We start from the raw sequence: 17,179 nt of genomic DNA on the forward strand, positions 1-17,179 counted from the left end.
GCACCGCCGTCGGGGGCAGCGCGCGGCCGGCGGTGTCCGGCTCCCGCGCCGCCGCCGCCCCCGCGCATCCGCGGCCGCCGCGGACTGCCAGCCGCTTCCGGGCGTCCGCGCATCCCGCGTCGGTCATGCTGGAGGACCCGTCCCCGACACCGGCAGGAGTTCCGCGTGGGTGCATCCGTGATCGTCGACGTCATCGTCGTGCTGAGCCTCATCGGCGCGCTCGTCGACGGTCTGCGGCGCGGCCTGCTCCGGACCCTCGGCGGTCTCGCCGGGATCGTCGCAGGCGCGATCGGCGCCTCGTTCGCCGTGCCCGCCGTCTCGTCGTGGACGGCCGGCAGCGAGTGGCGCCTGCTCGCCGTGATCGGCACCGCCGTGCTGCTGCTGGGCGTCGGCTACGCGATCGGAGCGACGCTCGGCGCGGTCATCGGCCGCGGAGCCGACCGCGTGAAGCTCGGCCTGCTCGACCGGCTCGCCGGCGGCGTCGCCGGCGTCGCGATCTCCGGCCTGGTCTGGATCGCCGTCACCTCGGCCGTCTCCCTCCTCGGCGTCCCCCTCGTCACGACCTCGGTCGCCGGATCGACGGTCATCCGCACGATCGACGACCTCACCCCCTCCCCCGTCCGCGCCTTCCTCGCCCAGCTGCAGTCGACCGTGGTCGACGAGGGCACGTCCTGGGTCGTCGAGGCGCTCGACGCTCCCACCCAGGCGCCCGCGATCCCGGACGTCTCGACCGACGACCCGGAGGTCGCCGCCGCCACCCGCTCGGTCGTGCGCGTCTCCGGCACGGCCTGGGCCTGCGACGTCGGAGTGACGGGCAGCGGCTTCGTCGTCTCGGACGACCGCGTGATCACCAACGCGCACGTGGTCGGCGGAGTCTCGCAGCCGGTCGTCGAGGCGCCGGGCGAGGCCCCGCGCACCGGCCGCGTCGTCTACCTGGACCCGGCCGCCGACCTCGCCGTGATCGCCGTCGACGGGCTCGACGCCTCTCCGCTCCCGCTCGACGACGCCGTCGCCGCCGGGGACGACGCCGTGGTCGCGGGCTACCCCTTCGGCGGCCCGCTGACCCTCGGCTCGGCCGAGATCTCCTCCGACGCCACGGTCTCGCTGATGGTCGACGGAGCACCGACCTCACGGGAGGTGCTGACCCTCGCCGCCGTCGTCAACCAGGGCAACTCGGGCGGCCCGCTGCTCTCCCTCGAGGGCACCGTGTCGGGCGTCGTCTTCGGCAAGGCCGCCTCCGTCGACAACGTCGGCTACGCCATCCCGCTCTCGGTCCTCACTCCCGTGGTCGAGCAGGCCGCCTCGCTGACGGACGCCGTCGATCCGGGGGCCTGCCGCTCGAGGTGAGCGGTCACGGCAGCGGTCCGTCGACCAGCACGAGGGTGAGGTCGTCGAGCCGCAGCACCGTCTCGGGCCGCGCCGACTCGAGGTAGGCGGACACGCGCGGATCGACGGGGAAGCGCGCCGACCGCTCGATCGCGATGGCGACGATCCCTGCGGACGACGGATCGGTCGTCACCCGGTCGCCGATGTAGGGCACGTAGACGCCCGAGGACATGCCCTGCGCGAGGACCAGGCCGCCGTCGAGGCCGCGCTCGCGCAGCACGTCGGCCACCCGCGCGATCCCGGTCGGCCGCTCCTGGGCGATCCCCGCCGAGGTGGCGATCGCGATCACGAGGGAGGCGGCCAGCAGAACCGCGCCGGCGCCGCGGGCGAGGGGTGCGGGCAGCACGATCCCGCCGCGCAGCGCCTCCGCGATGCCGATGCCCGCCAGCGCGCAGAGGAGCCACGCCCACGCCGCGTAGTAGTGCGGCAGCGCGACCGAGCTGATCGCCAGGTGGAACACGAGGAGGAGCAGCGTCGCGGCGCCCAGGTAGAGCACCAGCGCGCGGCGCCGCGGAGCGAGCAGGGCCAGCAGGGTCCCGAGGAGCAGCACGGCGAGCGCCGCCGGCCCGATGCCGACGAGCATGAACCAGAGGTTCGCCCACCACGGAGGGAAGACGTACGCGGTCCCGGCGACCTCGATCAGGTGGCCGTCGGCGTTGTGCTCGGACTGGAACTCGAGCAGGTACCGGATCGCCTCGACCGGGTGCACCGGCAGGTAGGCGAGCACCCCGGTGACGACGAACGCGACGGAGAGGGCGAGGCCGCCCCGCAGAGCCCGGGCCCTGCTCCCCGACCACAGCAGCGGCAGCAGGAGCACGGGCGCGAGGACCGCGGTGGTCAGCTTCGAGGTGACCGACAGCGCCAGCAGCGCACCGGCCAGCGCGATCAGCCAGCCGCTCCGCCTGCCCGGCGAGGCGCGCGACCAGGTCCACGCCGCCGCCATCGCCGCGACGGCGAAGAGCACCATGAACGGCTCCAGGAGCGCGAGGCGGTCGATCCGGGTGCCGGCCCCCACGGCGGTGCGAGGGAGGAGGAGGAACAGGCCGGCCGGGACGAGCGCGAGGGTCGGGCCGAGCTCGCGCCGGAACCAGAGCCAGAGCACCAGCCCGGTGAGGAACGCGGCCGCGCCGGCGGCGATCCTGCCCGCGAGCAGCCCTTCGCCGAGCAGCACCTGCGCGAGCCCGATCAGGTACTTCGCCGTCGGCGGATGCTCGAGGTTCGCGCTCACGTCGCCGTGCAGGTAGTCCCACCCCGCGGCGAGGTACACGGGCTCGTCCGACGAGATGTTCGCCGCTCCGAGGTTCCCGAAGCACTGGTAGAGCCCCCACAGCACGGTCCCGATCAGAGCCGCCCGCTTCACCCGCCCGATCCTAGGCGCCGGTGCCCGCACCGCTCCACCGGAGGGCCCGGGCCGCGGCGACCGCGGCGGGTAGGATCGACGCGCATCCCGTCCCCCTCCCCTGGAGCCTCCAGCACATGGCAGACAGCCGCACCGCCGTTCCCGACACCACTGCGAACGCGGAGGCGACGCCCGAGCGGGAGCAGCCCTACGCGGCCCTCGGACTCAAGCCCGACGAGTACGCGAGCATCCGCGAGATCCTCGGCCGCCGCCCCACGAGCGGCGAGCTCGCGATGTACTCGGTGATGTGGAGCGAGCACTGCTCCTACAAGTCGTCGAAGATGTACCTCCGCCAGTTCGGGCAGAAGGTCTCCCCCGCCATGAAGAAGAACCTCATGGTCGGCATGGGCGAGAACGCCGGAGTGGTCGACGTCGGCGAGGGCTGGGCCGTCACCTTCAAGATCGAGAGCCACAACCACCCGAGCTACATCGAGCCCTTCCAGGGTGCGGCAACGGGGGTCGGCGGCATCGTCCGCGACATCATCTCGATGGGCGCCCGGCCGGTCGCGGTCATGGACGCGCTGCGCTTCGGGGCGATCGACGACCCCGACACCGCGCGCGTGGTCCACGGCGTCGTGGCCGGCATCTCCTTCTACGGCAACTGCCTCGGCCTGCCGAACATCGGCGGCGAGACCTACTTCGACTCGGTCTACCAGGGCAACCCGCTCGTCAACGCGCTGGCCGTCGGCGTCCTCCGCCACGAGGACCTGCACCTCGCGAACGCCCGCGGTGTCGGCAACAAGGTCGTGCTCTTCGGGGCGCGCACCGGAGGCGACGGCATCGGCGGCGCGTCGATCCTCGCCTCCGACACCTTCGCCGACGGCGGACCGACCAAGCGCCCCGCGGTGCAGGTCGGCGACCCGTTCGCCGAGAAGGTGCTCATCGAGTGCTGCCTCGAGCTGTTCCGCAAGGACCTCGTCGAGGGCATCCAGGACCTGGGCGCCGCGGGCATCTCGTGCGCCACCTCGGAACTGGCCTCCAACGGCGACGGCGGCATGTTCATCGAGCTCGACTCGGTGCTGCTGCGCGACCCGTCGCTCACGGCGGAGGAGATCCTCATGTCGGAGTCGCAGGAGCGGATGATGGCCGTCGTCACGCCCGAGAAGCTCGACGCGTTCCTCGAGGTCGTCGGCAAGTGGGACGTCGAGACCAGCGTGCTCGGCGAGGTCACCGACTCCGGCCGCCTCATCATCAACTGGCACGGCGAGGAGATCGTCAACGTCGACCCGCGCACCGTCGCGGTCGACGGCCCGGTCTACGAGCGCCCGATCGAGTACCCCTCCTGGCTCGACGCGCTGCAGGCCGACTCCTCCTCCCGCCTGCCCCGCTCGACCGGCGGCGACGCGCTGCGCGCCGAGACCCTGGCGCTCCTGGGCTCGGCGAACCTCGCCGACAAGAGCTGGATCACCTCGCAGTACGACCGCTACGTGCTCGGCAACACCGCGCTCAGCTATCCCGACGACGGCGGCATGGTCCGCGTCGACGAGGAGTCGGGCCTCGGCTTCGCGGTCGCGACCGACGCGAACGGGCGCTGGTGCCAGCTCGACCCGGCGCAGGGCGCCCGCCTGGCGCTGGCGGAGGCGTTCCGCAACGTCGCCGTCACCGGAGCGACCCCGGTCGCCGTCTCGGACTGCCTCAACTTCGGCAGCCCCGAGAACCCCGAGGTGATGTGGCAGTTCCGCGAGGCCGTGGGCGCGCTCGCCGACGCCTGCCTCGAGCTCGAGATCCCCGTCACCGGCGGCAACGTCTCGTTCTACAACCAGACCGGCGACGTGCCGATCTTCCCGACCCCGGTCGTCGGCGTCCTCGGCGTGATCGATGACGTCGCGCGCCGCATCCCCTCCGGCTGGCAGGACGAGGGCGACAACCTCTACCTCCTCGGCACCACCCGCGACGAGCTCGACGGCTCGGCGTGGGCCGGCACGATCCACGACCACCTCGGCGGGCTGCCCCCGCAGCTCGACCTGGCCGCCGAGCGCGCGCTGGCCGAGCTGATCTCGGCGGGCGCGAAGGAGTCGCTCATCGCCTCCGCCCACGACCTCGCCGACGGCGGGCTCGTGGTGGCGCTGGCCGAGTCCGCGCTGCGCTTCGGCGTCGGCGCGCGCATCTGGCTCGACGAGCTGATGGAGCGCGACGGCGTCGACGCGACGGCCGCGCTGTTCTCGGAGTCGACCGGCCGTGTGCTCGTGTCGGTGCCGCGCGAGGACGACGTGAAGTTCCGCGGGCTCTGCGAGGGCCGGGGCTACCCGGTGCTGCGCATCGGAGTGACCGACGCGGCGACCCCCGCGGTCGAGGTGCAGGGCCTCTTCACGCTGCCGCTGGACGAGCTGCGCTCGGTGAACGGCGCTGTACTGCCGCGCCACTTCGGCTGAGCCTCCGGGCGATCCGAGTCCCGCAGGAGTCGCGGTGGTCGAGCTGGACCACCGCGACTTCTGCGGTACCGGCTCCTCTTAGGAGTTCCGCGATTACGGAATGTTTGCAATAGTGGAGGCATGACCTCCTCCCGAGACCTCGCCGGCGAGGTCGACGAGCTCCGAGCGCGGCTGGACCGCCTCGAGCGCGCCGACACCCCCGCCGCGCCCGCCGCCGACGATCCGCTCTGGGCCCTGACCGCTCTCCGCGAGCGCCTGCCCTCTCCCGGCGGAGTGGTCTTCGCCGGCTCGGTCGCCACCCCGGCCGGCCCGGTCGAGTGGCAGTACGGCCTCAGCACCGACGCGTTCTTCGAGCGCGACTGGGGAGCGAGCCCCGGGCCGACCGCGCTCGCCGCGCTGGGCAGCCCCGTGCGTCTGCGGTTCCTGCAGGCGGTGGCCGGCGGAGTCGAGACCGTCGCCCAGCTCGCCGAGAGCGAGGGCGCGGGCACCACCGGGCAGATCTACCACCACGTCAACCAGCTGGTCGCCGCCGGCTGGCTGGAGGCGCGCGGCCGCGGCCGCTACGGCGTCCCGCCGGAGCGGCTCGTCCCCCTGCTCGTGATCCTGCTCGCCTCCGGAGGACCCCGATGACCCGCCGCCGCCTCGCTCTCGCCGCCGTCTCCGCCGCGGCCGTCGTCCTGCTCGGCGGAGTGCTGCTCCGCCCCTCCGCTCCCACCCTCTCGACCGAGGCGACGGGCGACGCCGAGATCGCCGAGTGGCTCCGGACCGACGTCGGAGACGGCGCGCGGAACCACCTCGTCGCCGCCGTGATCACGCCCGACGGCGTGCGCTACGGCGGACTCGGAGCCGACGAGCGGACCGAGGTCGAGATCGGATCGGTCACCAAGACGATGACCGCGCTCCTCCTCGCCCGGAGCGCCGCCGAGGGGACGGTCGGGCTCGAGGACCCCGCCGCGGAGCACGCCGACGTCGGCGGCTTCACCGGGACGCTCGAGGAGCTGGCGACCCACCGCTCCGGCCTGCCGCGCCTCCCCACCGGTGTCGGCGACCTCGCCTCGACGCTGTTCGCCCAGCTGCGCGGCACGGACCCCTACGCGGGCTGGTCGGCCGACGACGTCCTCCGGCAGGCCGCCGAGGCGGACCAGGGCGAGCACGTGCACGCCTACTCGAACCTCGGTGCGGCGGTGCTGGGCCAGACGCTCGCCCGCGCCGAGGGCCGCGACTACGCCGACCTCCTCCGCGAGCGCGTCCTCGCTCCGCTCGGGATGTCCGCGACCTCCGTCCCGGAGACCGCGGACGCCCTCCCCGCCGACGCGCCGACCGGCTTCTCGGCGAGCGGGCGGTCCGTCGACGCGTGGACGATGACGGGCTACGCGCCGGCGGGCGGCGTCCGCTCCACGGCGGCGGACATGGCCCGCTACGCGCAGGCCCTCCTCACCGACGACCCCGCGCTGGGCGTGCCCGCGGCGAGCGTCCTGGATCCCCGATTCGACGCCGACGGGGCGCGGATCGGCCTCGGCTGGTTCACCTCGGAGTCGGAGGACGGCGGATCCGTGACCTGGCACAACGGAGGGACCTCCGGCTACTCGACGATGCTCGCGATGGACCGGGAGCGCGGCCTAGCCGTGTTCGTCAACGGGGACACGGCGAGCTCGGTCGACGAGCTCGGTCTGCGCCTGCTGCAGCGCGCCGGGGAGGAGTCGTGATGATCGCCTCGATCCTCGTCCTGCTCGTCGTCGCGTTCACCGTCGGCCGCTTCGCCCTGGGGAGCATCCCCCGGCGCCGGGCGGCCGGGTTCCTCGACCGCGACCGCGTCCGGACGCTCGCCCGCGGCGTCGAGGCCGTCGCCGTGCTGCTGCTCGGGCGGGCGCTCGTCGACTGGTCGGCGCTGACGCTGCTCCCCTGGGCCGTGCTGGTGGCTCTCACCGCGGCCGGGGCGGCCGGCGCCGTGCTGCGCTGGGACGGGCTGCCGTGGTTCGAGGACCCGGCGCGCCGCCGCTCGCGGACGACCGGGCTCGCGGCGACCGTCGCCGTGTCGGCGGTCCTGATCGGCGTCCTGGGCTGAGCGCCGCGCACATGCCGTCGGGTCCGCGCCTTCGGCGGTGGTCGCGTGCTGCTGCGAGGCCGGAGGAGTGGCGGCGGCGGAAGCGGCGTCAGCCGGTCTGCGCGGGGAGGTCGTCGGGCTCGGCGTTGTCGAGGACGCGGCCGTTCTGGTCGCCGACGCTCAGGACGGTCGTCGGGCGGAGGTTGAGGGTGTCGCCGCCGTAGAGGCTGTCGATGTCGACGCCGTCGCGGCGCACCGAGTTCAGCGCGGAGAGGTAGTCGGAGCTGATGCAGAACCGGTCCGCGATCCGCTCGCTGATGTCGCCCGCTGCCACCAGGTAGGAGGCCGGGGCGCCGTCGGAGGCGGTGCTCGCCGTCCCGGTCGCGCCGGCGCGGGCGCCGCGGTCGCGCACGCGCTCGAGGTCGACGCCGTCGAGCGTCCCCGCGTCGAGCGCCTGGACGACGCACTCGCCCGAGACGTCCTCGACCGGTGCGGGAGTGGTCGAGACGCTCGGCACCGGCCGCGGCGTGGACTCGGCTCCGGCGGCGGGCGGCGCCGTGGAGGCGGACGGCCCGGCGGGTGGGGCGGCGGGGCTCGTCGCCTCCGCCGTGCAGCCGGCGAGCAGGACCACGGCGGAGAGGGCGATCACGAGGCGCTGCGTCGTCCGGACCATTCCGCGACTCTAACCCGGCACCCGGGCGGCCGGGCGCCACCGCGCCCAGCGGGCTGCGGGCGATCCGGTCGAGGCCGCTGGACCCGGCCGACGCGCAGGCCCGAGGCGGGGCGCGGGGCGGCCCCTGGACGGCGCGCCCCCGATTGACCTCCCCCGTCGATCGCACCCATGCCGAGCACCTGTTGGACACGCGGCCCGAACCGGAGTCGACTGGGACCATGCAGTACACGCACCTCGGCCGCACCGGCCTGTCCGTCTCCCGCACCGTCCTCGGCACCATGAACTTCGGCATGCAGACCGAGGAGTCCGACTCGTTCGCGATCATGGACCGCGCGCACGAGCTGGGCGTCAACTTCTTCGACACCGCCAACGTGTACGGAGGCGAGGCCGGCCGCGGCGCCACCGAGGAGATCGTGGGCCGCTGGTTCGCGCAGGGCGGCGAGCGCCGCGAGCGCACCGTCCTCGCGACCAAGGTCTTCGGCGACATGGGCGAGTTCGCCGCTCCCGGAGCCGAGCGCGGCCGCGACTCCTGGCCCAACGGCGGCCGCCTCTCGGCGCTCACCCTGCGCCGCGCGCTCGACGAGAGCCTCCGCCGCCTGCAGACGGACCACATCGACCTCTACCAGTTCCACCACGTCGACCGGACGACGCCCTGGGACGAGATCTGGCAGGCGATGGAGGTCGCCGTCCAGCAGGGCAAGGTCCTCTACGTCGGCTCCAGCAACTTCGCCGGCTGGCACCTCGCCCAGGCGCAGGAGGCGGCGCGCGCCCGCCACTTCACCGGCCTCGCCTCCGAGCAGTCGATCTACAACCTGCTCGTCCGCGACGTCGAGCGCGAGGTCCTGCCCGCCGCGCTGCACTACGGGCTCGGCGTCATCCCCTGGTCGCCGCTGCAGGGCGGACTGCTGGGCGGCGTGCTCGAGAAGACCGCGGAGGGCGGGCGCCGCTCCTCCGAGCGCACCCTCGCCGCGATCGAGGAGCACCGCCCCGCCCTGGAGCAGTGGGAGGCGTTCGCCCGCGAGCGCGGCGAGGCGCCCGGCGAGCTGGCGCTGGCGTGGCTCCTCCACCAGCCCGCCGTCACCGGTCCGATCACCGGGCCGCGGACGCTCGAGCAGCTCGAGAGCGCCGTCGCCGCCGTCGACATCACCCTCGACTCGGAGGCCCTCGCGCGCCTCGACGAGATCTTCCCCGGCCACCGGACCGCCCCCGAGGACTACGCCTGGTGACCACCCACCCCACTGCGAAGGAGCATTCATGAAGCAGCGCACTCTCGGCGACGTCCAGGTCGGCGCGATCGGACTCGGCGGCATGCCGATGTCGATCGAGGGCCGCCCGGACCGCGAGCGCTCGATCGCCACGATCCACGCCGCCCTCGACGCCGGCGTGACCCTGATCGACACGGCCGACGCCTACCACCTCGCCACCCAGGACGACCTCGGCCACAACGAGCTGCTGATCGCGGAGGCACTGCGCAGCTACGGCGGCGACACCTCCGCCGTGCTCGTCGCCACCAAGGGCGGCCACCTGCGGCGCGAGCCCGGCCCCTGGGACCAGGACGGCCGCCCCGAGTACCTCAAGGAGGCGGCCCGCGCGTCCGCGAAGCGCCTCGGCGTCGACGCGATCGGCCTCTACCAGTACCACCGGCCCGACCCGGCGGTCCCCTACGCCGACTCGATCGGAGCGCTGGCCGAGCTGCTCGACGAGGGCGTCGTCCTCCGCGCGGGCATCTCGAACGCCGACCCGGACCAGATCCGCGAGGCGCACGGCATCCTCGGCGAGCGCCTGGTCTCGGTGCAGAACCAGTTCTCGCCGTCGTTCCGCTCCAGCGAGCCGGAGCTCGAGCTCTGCGCCGAGCTCGGACTGGCGTTCCTGCCGTGGAGCCCGCTCGGCGGCATCTCCTCGGCGGGCGAGCTCGGCTCGCGCTACTCCGCGTTCGCGGCGGTCGCCGAGGCCCGCGGCGTGACGCCGCAGGTCGTCTGCCTCGCCTGGGAGCTGGCGAAGGCCCCGGTCGTGCTGCCGATCCCGGGCGCCTCCCGCCCCGAGAGCATCCGCGACTCCGCGACGGCGGCCGACCTGGAGCTCACGGCCGAGGAGCTGGCGTCGCTCGACTGAGCCCGTTCATGACGGAGGAGGGATCCGGTCGAGGCACCGGTCCGACGCGGATCGCGGGATCTCGGCGCTGATCCCTCCTCCGTTGCGAGCACGATCCGGCTCAGACCGCGTCCTGCAGCGGCTGCGGGAGGGCCGAGACGAACGCGCGGGCCGCGGCGCTCGGCCGCTCCGGCACCGCCACCATCGTCCGCCACACCAGGAGCGGATCGGCGAGCGCCACCGCCCGCAGCCCGGCCGGGCGCTTCTCGGCGAAGTGCGCCGGCACGACCGCGATCCCCATGCCGTACTCGACCAGGTCGAGCAGGGTGTGCACGTCGTTCACCTCGAGCTCGACCGCGAACGCGAGGCCGTGCGCCGCGAACGCCCGCGCCGCGAGGTGACTCGCCGCCCAGTGCTCCTGCAGACCCACGATCGTCTCGCCCGCCAGGTCCGGGATGCGGCAGCCGACGCGGCTCGCGAGCGGGTGACCCGGGCGCACGAGCACCGCGAAGCCCTCGCTCGCCAGCGGCATCGTCCGCACGCCGCCCGGCACGGCTCCGATGTCGGCGACCAGCGCCAGGTCGAGGCGGCCGGCGGCGACGGAGTCGAGCAGCGTGCCGGACCCCTCGTGGATCAGCCGGAGCGCGACTCCCGGGTGCTGCTCGCGGAAGGTCGCGAGCTCGCGCGGCAGGTGCACGCCGCCGAGGCACTCCTCCGTGCCGACCGCGAGGCTCCCGCGGAGCACCCCCTGCACGGCGAGAACCGCGTCGCGGGCGGCGAGCGCGCTGGCGACCGAGCGCTCCGACTCCGCGAGCATCGCCCGGCCGGCCGGCGTCAGCTCGACCCGGCGCGTGCTGCGGGTGAAGAGGGGGCTGCCCAGCTCGCTCTCGAGCGCGCGGATCGACGCCGAGAGGCCCGACTGCGAGATCTGCAGGGCGCTCGCGGCGCGGGTGAAGTGCTGCTCCTTCGCGACGGCGAGGAAGTGTTCGAGCTGTCGCAGTTCCATGGGTCCATCCTCGTCGCGCGGGCGGAGGAGCGGGGACCGGACCCGGCACTCCCCAGCGGCCGCTCGGCCGCCGGGTGCGGACTCAGCCGGCGGGTACGGCGGCCGCCGTCGCGAGAGCCGGCCCGGCTCAGGCGTCGGCGGACGAGATCGCGAGGACGATCGCCGTCAGCGTCGCCCGCAGGCGCTCGAGCGACTCGGGCTCCGACTCGTCCTCGAGGATCGACTGCTTGACCGCGTCGTCGTAGCCCGCCACCAGCAGGCGCACGGCCGTCGTCGGCTCGAGGGAGAAGTCGCGGCGCACCTGGCGCAGCGCCCCGTGCACGATCTGCACGAGCGAGGCGTCGAAGCCGGCGCGGAAGTCGCGGTACTGCGGAGCGATCCGCGGGTCGCGCAGCGCGAGCAGCTCGAACTCCGACTCGACCACGCACCAGCGGCGGTTGTCGGTGGCAGGACCCTGGAGGAAGTCGAGGATGACCACGGCCAGCGTCTCCGCCGTCAGCGGCTCGTCGACCGAGACGACGCGCGGGATCGTGCGGTCCATCTGCTCGACGAGGGCCGTCACCCGGGCGCCGTTCTCCCGCTCCATGAGCGCGAAGAACAGCTCCTCCTTGCTGGAGAAGTTGGAGTAGAAGGCGCCGCGCGAGAACCCGGCGCGCTCGCAGATCTGCTCGACGGACGCGCTGTGCACGCCGGTCTCGGCGAAGACGTCGTAGGCCGCGTCGAGCAGGCGCTCGCGGGTGCGGCCGCGGCGGGAGGTCTCGGGAGGGGTGGAGTCGATCGCCGTCATCACCAGCCTCCTGCCCGCCCTGTCAACACCTTCGACGCCGTTCACCTTATCCGATACATTCACGTATCGAATACGGTCCTGTATCGGATACGCTCGTGTATCGGAGCCCGGCTCCGCCCTGGTACAGAGACGTATCGCCATCCTCCCCACCCATCGTCAGGAGACCGCGTGTCGTCGCTGCTCTACCGTCTCGGTCGTCGCGTGTACCGCGCCCACCGCCTCGTCGCCGTCCTGTGGCTGCTGATCGTGGTGGCGGGCGGAGGAGGAGCGCTGCTGCTCAACCAGGGCACCGACAACACGTTCTCCATCCCGGGCACGCAGTCGCAGACCGCCCTCGACCAGCTCGAGCGCACCTTCCCCCAGGTCAGCGGCACGTCCGCGCGGTACGTGGTCGTCGCGCCCGACGGGGGCAGCGTCCAGGACGCCGACGTGAAGGGCCCCGTCAGTGACGCGGTCGCCGCGCTCGGCGACGTCGACGAGGTCGCGGCCGTCACGGACCCCTACTCCGACAGCGTGTCCGGCACGATCTCCGACGCCGGGAACGCCCTCGTCATCACCGCGCAGATGGACGGCTCCGCCACCACCACGAGCCCCGAGAGCCGCGACGCACTGAAGGCCGAGGCGACGACCCTCCAGGACGCGCTGCCCGCCGGCTCCGTGGTCTCGCTCGGCGGCGACCTCTTCGCCCAGAACCTCCCCGGCGTGACCATCACGGAGGCGATCGGCCTCGTGGTCGCCCTCGTCGTCCTCGTGCTCACCTTCGGCTCGTTCCTGGCCGCCGGCATGCCGCTGGTCACCGCGCTGCTCGGCGTCGCCCTCTCGATGTCGGCCATCTTCATCGCCACCCGCTTCGCCTCGATCTCCTCGACCACGCCGCTCCTGGCGCTGATGCTGGGCCTGGCGGTCGGCATCGACTACGCCCTCTTCATCATCAGCCGCCACCAGGACCAGCTGAAGCAGGGCATGGACCCGGAGGAGTCGACCGCGCGGGCGACCGCGACCGCGGGCTCCGCCGTCGTCTTCGCGGGCCTGACCGTGATCATCGCGCTCGTCGGCCTCTCGGTCGCGGGCATCCCGTTCCTCACCACGATGGGCGTCGCAGCGGCGGGCGGAGTCGCGATCGCCGTGGTCATCGCGCTCACCCTGACCCCCGCCCTCCTCGGCTTCGCCGGCGCGCGGCTGCGCCCGAAGGAGCGCCGCGCGAAGAAGAAGGCCGCGAAGGCCGCCGCCGCCGCGGGCACCCACGTCGACACCGAGGCGCACGAGGAGGCGGCGACCGCCTCCCCCGGCGGGCACGTGCACGCCGAGGTCCCGCGCGGGTTCTTCCGCGGCTGGGTCCGGGTCGTCACGCGCTTCCCGATCGTGACGATCATCGCGGTGATCGGCGTGCTCGGCGTCGCGAGCATCCCGGCGCTCAGCCTCCGCCTCGCTCTGCCGGACGCCGGCTACCAGGCCGAGGGCACTCCCGCGCGCACCACCTACGACCTGCTCGCCGAGAACTTCGGCGCCGGCTACAACGGCCCGCTCATCGTCACCGGCACGATCATCGGCTCGACCGATCCGCTCGGCCTGATGGACGACCTCAAGGGCGAGATCGAGAAGCTCGACGGAGTCGCCTCGGTGCCGCTCGCGACGCCCAACGAGACCGCCGACACCGGCATCATCCAGGTGATCCCCGAGGGCGGCCCCGACTCCGAGGCCACCAAGGCCCTGGTCGCCGAGATCCGCGACAAGCACGACTACTTCCAGCAGGAGTACGGCGTCGACCTCGCGGTGACCGGCCAGACCGCGGTCGGGATCGACATCTCGGACACGCTCGCCAAGGCCCTCCTGCCGTTCGGCCTGCTCGTCGTGGGCCTGTCGCTGGTGCTGCTGACGATGGTGTTCCGCTCGCTCTGGGTGCCGATCAAGGCGACGCTGGGCTACCTGCTGTCGGTCGGCGCGTCCTTCGGCGCCGTGGCGGCGGTGTTCGAGTGGGGATGGTTCTCGGACGCTCTGCACGTCGACAAGACGGGCCCGATCATCAGCTTCATGCCGATCATCCTGATGGGCGTGCTCTTCGGCCTCGCGATGGACTACGAGGTGTTCCTGGTCTCGCGGATGCGCGAGGACTACGTGCACGGGAGGCCGGCGCGCGCCGCCGTCGAGTCGGGCTTCGTCGGCTCGGCCAAGGTGGTCACGGCCGCCGCGGTCATCATGTTCTCGGTCTTCGCCGCCTTCGTGCCGGAGGGGGACACCAACATCAAGCCGATCGCGCTCGGGCTCGCCGTGGGCGTCTTCGTCGACGCGTTCATCGTGCGGATGACGCTGGTGCCCGCCGTGCTGCACCTGCTCGGCGACCGCGCCTGGCACATGCCGCGCTGGCTCGACCGCGTCCTGCCGTCCTTCGACGTCGAGGGCGAGGGCCTCACGAAGGAGCTCGCGCTGGCCGACTGGCCGGAGCCCGGATCCACGGACGTGATAGCGGCCGAGGACCTCCGCCTCGACGGACCCGACGGTCCCGTCTACAGCGGCGTCTCGCTGCGGGTCGCGCCCGGCTCCTCCCTCGTGGTCCACGGGCCGCACCGCTCCGGCCGCACCGCGCTGCTGCTGAGCATCGCCGGCCGGCTCGCCCCCGACTCCGGGCGCCTGAAGGTCGCGGGCCTGGTCGTGCCGATCCGCTCCGCCGCCGTGCGCGGCCGGGTCGGGCTGGTGCGCCTCGCCGGAGCCGCCGACCCCGTCGCCGACGTCCGGTCGGCCCTGGAGTCGGCCCCGCCGATCCTGGTGCTCGACGACCTCGACACGGTCACCGACCCGCAGCTGCGCGGCGCGATCCGGGCCGAGCTCGACGCCGCCCGCGCCGCCGACGACGCGTTCACCGTGGTCGCCTCCTCCGTCGACGCCGAGGCGCTCGACGACCTCCTCCCCTCCGACCGCGGCGTGCTCGCGGTCTCGCCCGCGGCCGAGCGCCGCGCGATCGCAAAGGTCCTCTGACAGATGGCTCTCCTCTCCCTCGAACGCCCCCGCGGCGTCAAGAAGGTGTCCTGGCTGACCCTTCTCGGGATCGTCCTGGTCCCCCTCGTCATCGGCGGCCTCCTGGTGTGGGCGCTGTGGAACCCGACCGAGCGACTCGACACGATCACGGCCGCCGTGGTCAACGAGGACACCCCGGTCGAGATCAACGGGCAGACCGTGCCGCTCGGGCGCCAGCTCGCGGCCGGCCTGGTGACGGGCGGCACCGACTCCGCGAGCTCGGACGCCCCCTCCTCCACCCCCTCGGCGAGCGCGACGCCGTCCGCGAGCACGACCCCGGTGCCCAACGTCTCCGGCTCGGACTCGACGGGCAACTTCACCTGGGTCCTCACGGACAAGGACGACGCCGCGAAGGGCCTCGCCGACGGCAGCTACGCGACCGTCGTGACGATCCCCTCCTCCTTCTCCGCCGCCGCCACCTCGTACTCGGGCGACGCCGCGGAGGCGACGAAGGCGACCATCGACATCGCCACCAGCGAGAAGGCCAAGCTCGTCGACGACGCCATCTCGGCCACGGTGACCAGCACCGCCACCTCGCTGCTCAACACGCAGCTGACCACGGCCTACCTCGAGAACGTCTACGTCGGCTTCAACACCCTCAACGAGCAGATCGGCCAGGCGGCCAAGGGCGCGGGCACGCTCGCCGACGGCGCCGACCAGCTCGGCACCGGCGCCTCCACCCTCGCCGACGGCACCAGCAGCCTCGCCGACGGGATCGACGAGCTCGCCAGCGGCGCCTCCTCGCTCTCCGACGGCGTCGGGCAGATCGGCACCGGAGCCTCGTCCCTCGCCGACGGCGTGGGACAGCTGGGCACCGGAGCCTCCGACCTCTCCGGCGGGGTCGCGCAGCTGGCCACCGGTGCGCGCGGCCTCTCCGGCGGAGTGGGACAGCTCGCGACGGGCGCCCGCGACTCGGCGACCGGGGCGACCGCGCTGCAGGGCGGCGCCTCCGACCTGGCCGACGGGCTCGACCAGCTGAGGGAGGGAGTGGTGAGGACCGGCGACGGGACCCAGCAGGTCGCCGCCCTCAGCGCCGGCGCCGCCGCCGCCACCGCGGGGACCTTCGAGACGCTCAGCGCCGCGCTCGAGGGCTGCGAGACGACGCAGTGCCTCGCCGCGCGCGCCGTCATCGCCTCGGCGGACGGACCCACCGGCGCGACCACCCTCGCCACGACGACCGCGGGAGCCGTCGCCGGGATCGACGCGGGCATCCGCCTCGGCGGCGACGGGCAGCCCTCGCTGATCGACGCGGTCGGGCAGTCCGCCACCGGCGCGCGCACTCTCTCGGGGGGCATCGGACAGCTGTCCGGCGGCCTGACGCAGCTCGCCGACGGCGCGGACGACGCCGCGGGTGGAGCGTCCCAGCTCGCCGACGGCCTCGACACCACGGCGGCCGGGTCGGCGCAGCTCGCGACCGGCGCCACCACCGCCGCGGCCGGCGCCCGCGACCTCGCGACCGGCGCGACCACCGCCGCGGGCGGCGCCGCCGACCTCGCCGCGGGAGCCTCCTCCGCCGCCGACGGCGCCGACCAGCTCGCCGACGGCGCGAGCGGGGTCTCGGACGGCGCCGTGCAGCTCGCCGACGGCACCCGCACGCTCGCGACCGGCCTCGACGCCGCGGTCGCGCAGCTCCCGACCTACACCGAGTCGGAGTCGACGAACCTCGCCGACGTCGTCTCGGACCCGGTCGAGAACGCGAGCAGCGCGACCGACCTGTTCGGAGCCTCCAGCGTCCCGTTCTTCGCGACGATCGCCCTCTGGCTGGGCGCCCTCGCGACGTTCCTGGTGCTCGCGGCGTTCTCGCACCGTGCACTCTCCTCGACCCGCTCCTCCGCGGCGCTCGCCCTCTCCTCCTACGTGCCGGCGCTCGTGATCGGCGTGGTGCAGGGACTCGCGGTCGCGATCGTGATGAGCGGGGTCGCGGGCCTGGAGCCGGGCCGCTGGGTCGGCTTCGCCCTCCTGGCGATGCTCACCGGCGCCTCGTTCGCCGCGGTGAACCAGGGGCTGGTCGCCCTGCTCGGAGGGATCGGCCGCTTCCTCGCGATGGTCGCGGCGGTGATCGCGCTCGGCGCGGGCATCATCTCGACGGTCCCCGGGCTGTTCGACGACGTGCTCGGGTTCCTGCCGCTGTCGGCGGCGCAGAACGCGCTGTCCGGAGTGGTCGAGGGCACCGACGGCACGGCCGGCGCCGTCGTCGGCCTGGTGATCTGGCTGCTGTTCGGCCTGCTGCTCACCGTCGCCGCGATCGCCCGTCGCCGGGTCGTCTCGGTCCGCGCCCTGCACCGCACCGCGGAGGCGTAGGCCGCGCCTCGCGCCACTCCTCCCCCGAACCGGGGACGGGTGGCGCGAGGATCGCGCCACCGCCGCGCCTCTCCGGGCGACCGGCCCCGGCCGGGGCTAGCCTGACGC

13 protein-coding genes are annotated in these 17,179 nt (G+C 74.0%); 9 read left to right on the forward strand and 4 right to left on the reverse strand.

Annotated elements, in window-relative coordinates:
• The first annotated feature begins 165 nt into the window (after positions 1-165).
• Positions 166-1,347: a MarP family serine protease gene (locus C5C30_RS10700; protein ID WP_258065904.1), complete on the forward strand. Its 1,182-nt coding sequence runs from the start codon at positions 166-168 to the stop codon at positions 1,345-1,347.
• Positions 1,348-1,351: 4 nt separating this feature from the next.
• Here C5C30_RS10700 and C5C30_RS10705 read toward each other — a convergent pair whose 3' ends face one another.
• Positions 1,352-2,746 carry a glycosyltransferase family 39 protein gene (locus C5C30_RS10705; RefSeq protein ID WP_181131547.1) on the reverse strand — a complete coding sequence of 465 codons (1,395 nt, stop codon included), beginning with the start codon at positions 2,744-2,746 and terminating at the stop codon, positions 1,352-1,354.
• Between the two features lie 116 nt (positions 2,747-2,862).
• Here C5C30_RS10705 and purL point away from each other — a divergent pair, with 116 nt between their 5' ends.
• From purL to C5C30_RS10725, 4 genes are all read left to right on the forward strand, one after another.
• Positions 2,863-5,157 (forward strand): phosphoribosylformylglycinamidine synthase subunit PurL, encoded by a 2,295-nt coding sequence (gene purL / locus C5C30_RS10710; RefSeq protein ID WP_104234263.1) that lies wholly within the window; start codon positions 2,863-2,865, stop codon positions 5,155-5,157.
• Positions 5,158-5,277: 120 nt separating this feature from the next.
• The gene (locus C5C30_RS10715) at positions 5,278-5,787 is read left to right on the forward strand and encodes a helix-turn-helix transcriptional regulator (RefSeq protein ID WP_104222749.1); all 510 of its coding nucleotides are present in this window, start codon (positions 5,278-5,280) and stop codon (positions 5,785-5,787) included.
• Positions 5,784-6,863 (forward strand): serine hydrolase, encoded by a 1,080-nt coding sequence (locus C5C30_RS10720; protein WP_104333701.1) that lies wholly within the window; start codon positions 5,784-5,786, stop codon positions 6,861-6,863. The genes C5C30_RS10715 and C5C30_RS10720 overlap by 4 nt, the downstream gene beginning before the upstream one ends.
• Positions 6,863-7,222 (forward strand): hypothetical protein, encoded by a 360-nt coding sequence (locus C5C30_RS10725; RefSeq protein WP_104234265.1) that lies wholly within the window; start codon positions 6,863-6,865, stop codon positions 7,220-7,222. The genes C5C30_RS10720 and C5C30_RS10725 overlap by 1 nt, the downstream gene beginning before the upstream one ends.
• Before the next feature lie 88 nt (positions 7,223-7,310).
• Here C5C30_RS10725 and C5C30_RS10730 read toward each other — a convergent pair whose 3' ends face one another.
• Positions 7,311-7,874 carry a hypothetical protein gene (locus C5C30_RS10730; protein WP_104333702.1) on the reverse strand — a complete coding sequence of 188 codons (564 nt, stop codon included), beginning with the start codon at positions 7,872-7,874 and terminating at the stop codon, positions 7,311-7,313.
• Between the two features lie 218 nt (positions 7,875-8,092).
• Here C5C30_RS10730 and C5C30_RS10735 point away from each other — a divergent pair, with 218 nt between their 5' ends.
• On the forward strand, positions 8,093-9,100 hold the full coding sequence (locus tag C5C30_RS10735; protein WP_104309579.1) for an aldo/keto reductase: 1,008 nt from the start codon (positions 8,093-8,095) through the stop codon (positions 9,098-9,100).
• Positions 9,101-9,128: 28 nt separating this feature from the next.
• Positions 9,129-9,986: an aldo/keto reductase gene (locus tag C5C30_RS10740; RefSeq protein WP_104267808.1), complete on the forward strand. Its 858-nt coding sequence runs from the start codon at positions 9,129-9,131 to the stop codon at positions 9,984-9,986.
• Between the two features lie 100 nt (positions 9,987-10,086).
• Here the strand turns inward: C5C30_RS10740 and C5C30_RS10745 are convergent, their stop codons facing one another.
• Complete coding sequence (locus tag C5C30_RS10745) at positions 10,087-10,971, reverse strand: LysR family transcriptional regulator (protein ID WP_104282701.1); 885 nt, start codon at positions 10,969-10,971, stop codon at positions 10,087-10,089.
• Positions 10,972-11,098: 127 nt separating this feature from the next.
• Positions 11,099-11,758, reverse strand: coding sequence for a TetR/AcrR family transcriptional regulator (locus C5C30_RS10750; RefSeq protein ID WP_181131548.1), 660 nt, complete (start codon positions 11,756-11,758; stop codon positions 11,099-11,101).
• Between the two features lie 168 nt (positions 11,759-11,926).
• Here C5C30_RS10750 and C5C30_RS10755 point away from each other — a divergent pair, with 168 nt between their 5' ends.
• Together C5C30_RS10755 and C5C30_RS10760 are read left to right on the forward strand one after the other, a co-directional pair.
• The gene (locus C5C30_RS10755; protein WP_104222757.1) at positions 11,927-14,731 is read left to right on the forward strand and encodes an MMPL family transporter; all 2,805 of its coding nucleotides are present in this window, start codon (positions 11,927-11,929) and stop codon (positions 14,729-14,731) included.
• Positions 14,732-14,734: 3 nt separating this feature from the next.
• A complete protein-coding gene (locus tag C5C30_RS10760) occupies positions 14,735-17,071 on the forward strand; it encodes a YhgE/Pip domain-containing protein (RefSeq protein ID WP_104333704.1) in 2,337 nt (778 codons plus the stop codon).
• Positions 17,072-17,179: the final 108 nt, after the last annotated feature.

The sequence above is a fragment of the Rathayibacter sp. AY2B5 genome (genome assembly GCF_002931645.1).
GTDB lineage: Bacteria > Actinomycetota > Actinomycetes > Actinomycetales > Microbacteriaceae > Rathayibacter.

What these genes read in the sequence shown, in the direction of transcription:
- purL (WP_104234263.1), top strand. Translation starts at nt 2,863, where the DNA reads ATGGCAGACAGCCGCACCGCCGTTCCCGACACCACTGCGAACGCGGAG.
- C5C30_RS10715 (WP_104222749.1), top strand. Translation starts at nt 5,278, where the DNA reads ATGACCTCCTCCCGAGACCTCGCCGGCGAGGTCGACGAGCTCCGAGCG.
- C5C30_RS10720 (WP_104333701.1), top strand. Translation starts at nt 5,784, where the DNA reads ATGACCCGCCGCCGCCTCGCTCTCGCCGCCGTCTCCGCCGCGGCCGTC.
- C5C30_RS10725 (WP_104234265.1), top strand. Translation starts at nt 6,863, where the DNA reads ATGATCGCCTCGATCCTCGTCCTGCTCGTCGTCGCGTTCACCGTCGGC.
- C5C30_RS10730 (WP_104333702.1), bottom strand. Translation starts at nt 7,874, where the DNA reads ATGGTCCGGACGACGCAGCGCCTCGTGATCGCCCTCTCCGCCGTGGTC.
- C5C30_RS10735 (WP_104309579.1), top strand. Translation starts at nt 8,093, where the DNA reads ATGCAGTACACGCACCTCGGCCGCACCGGCCTGTCCGTCTCCCGCACC.
- C5C30_RS10740 (WP_104267808.1), top strand. Translation starts at nt 9,129, where the DNA reads ATGAAGCAGCGCACTCTCGGCGACGTCCAGGTCGGCGCGATCGGACTC.
- C5C30_RS10745 (WP_104282701.1), bottom strand. Translation starts at nt 10,971, where the DNA reads ATGGAACTGCGACAGCTCGAACACTTCCTCGCCGTCGCGAAGGAGCAG.
- C5C30_RS10750 (WP_181131548.1), bottom strand. Translation starts at nt 11,758, where the DNA reads ATGACGGCGATCGACTCCACCCCTCCCGAGACCTCCCGCCGCGGCCGC.
- C5C30_RS10760 (WP_104333704.1), top strand. Translation starts at nt 14,735, where the DNA reads ATGGCTCTCCTCTCCCTCGAACGCCCCCGCGGCGTCAAGAAGGTGTCC.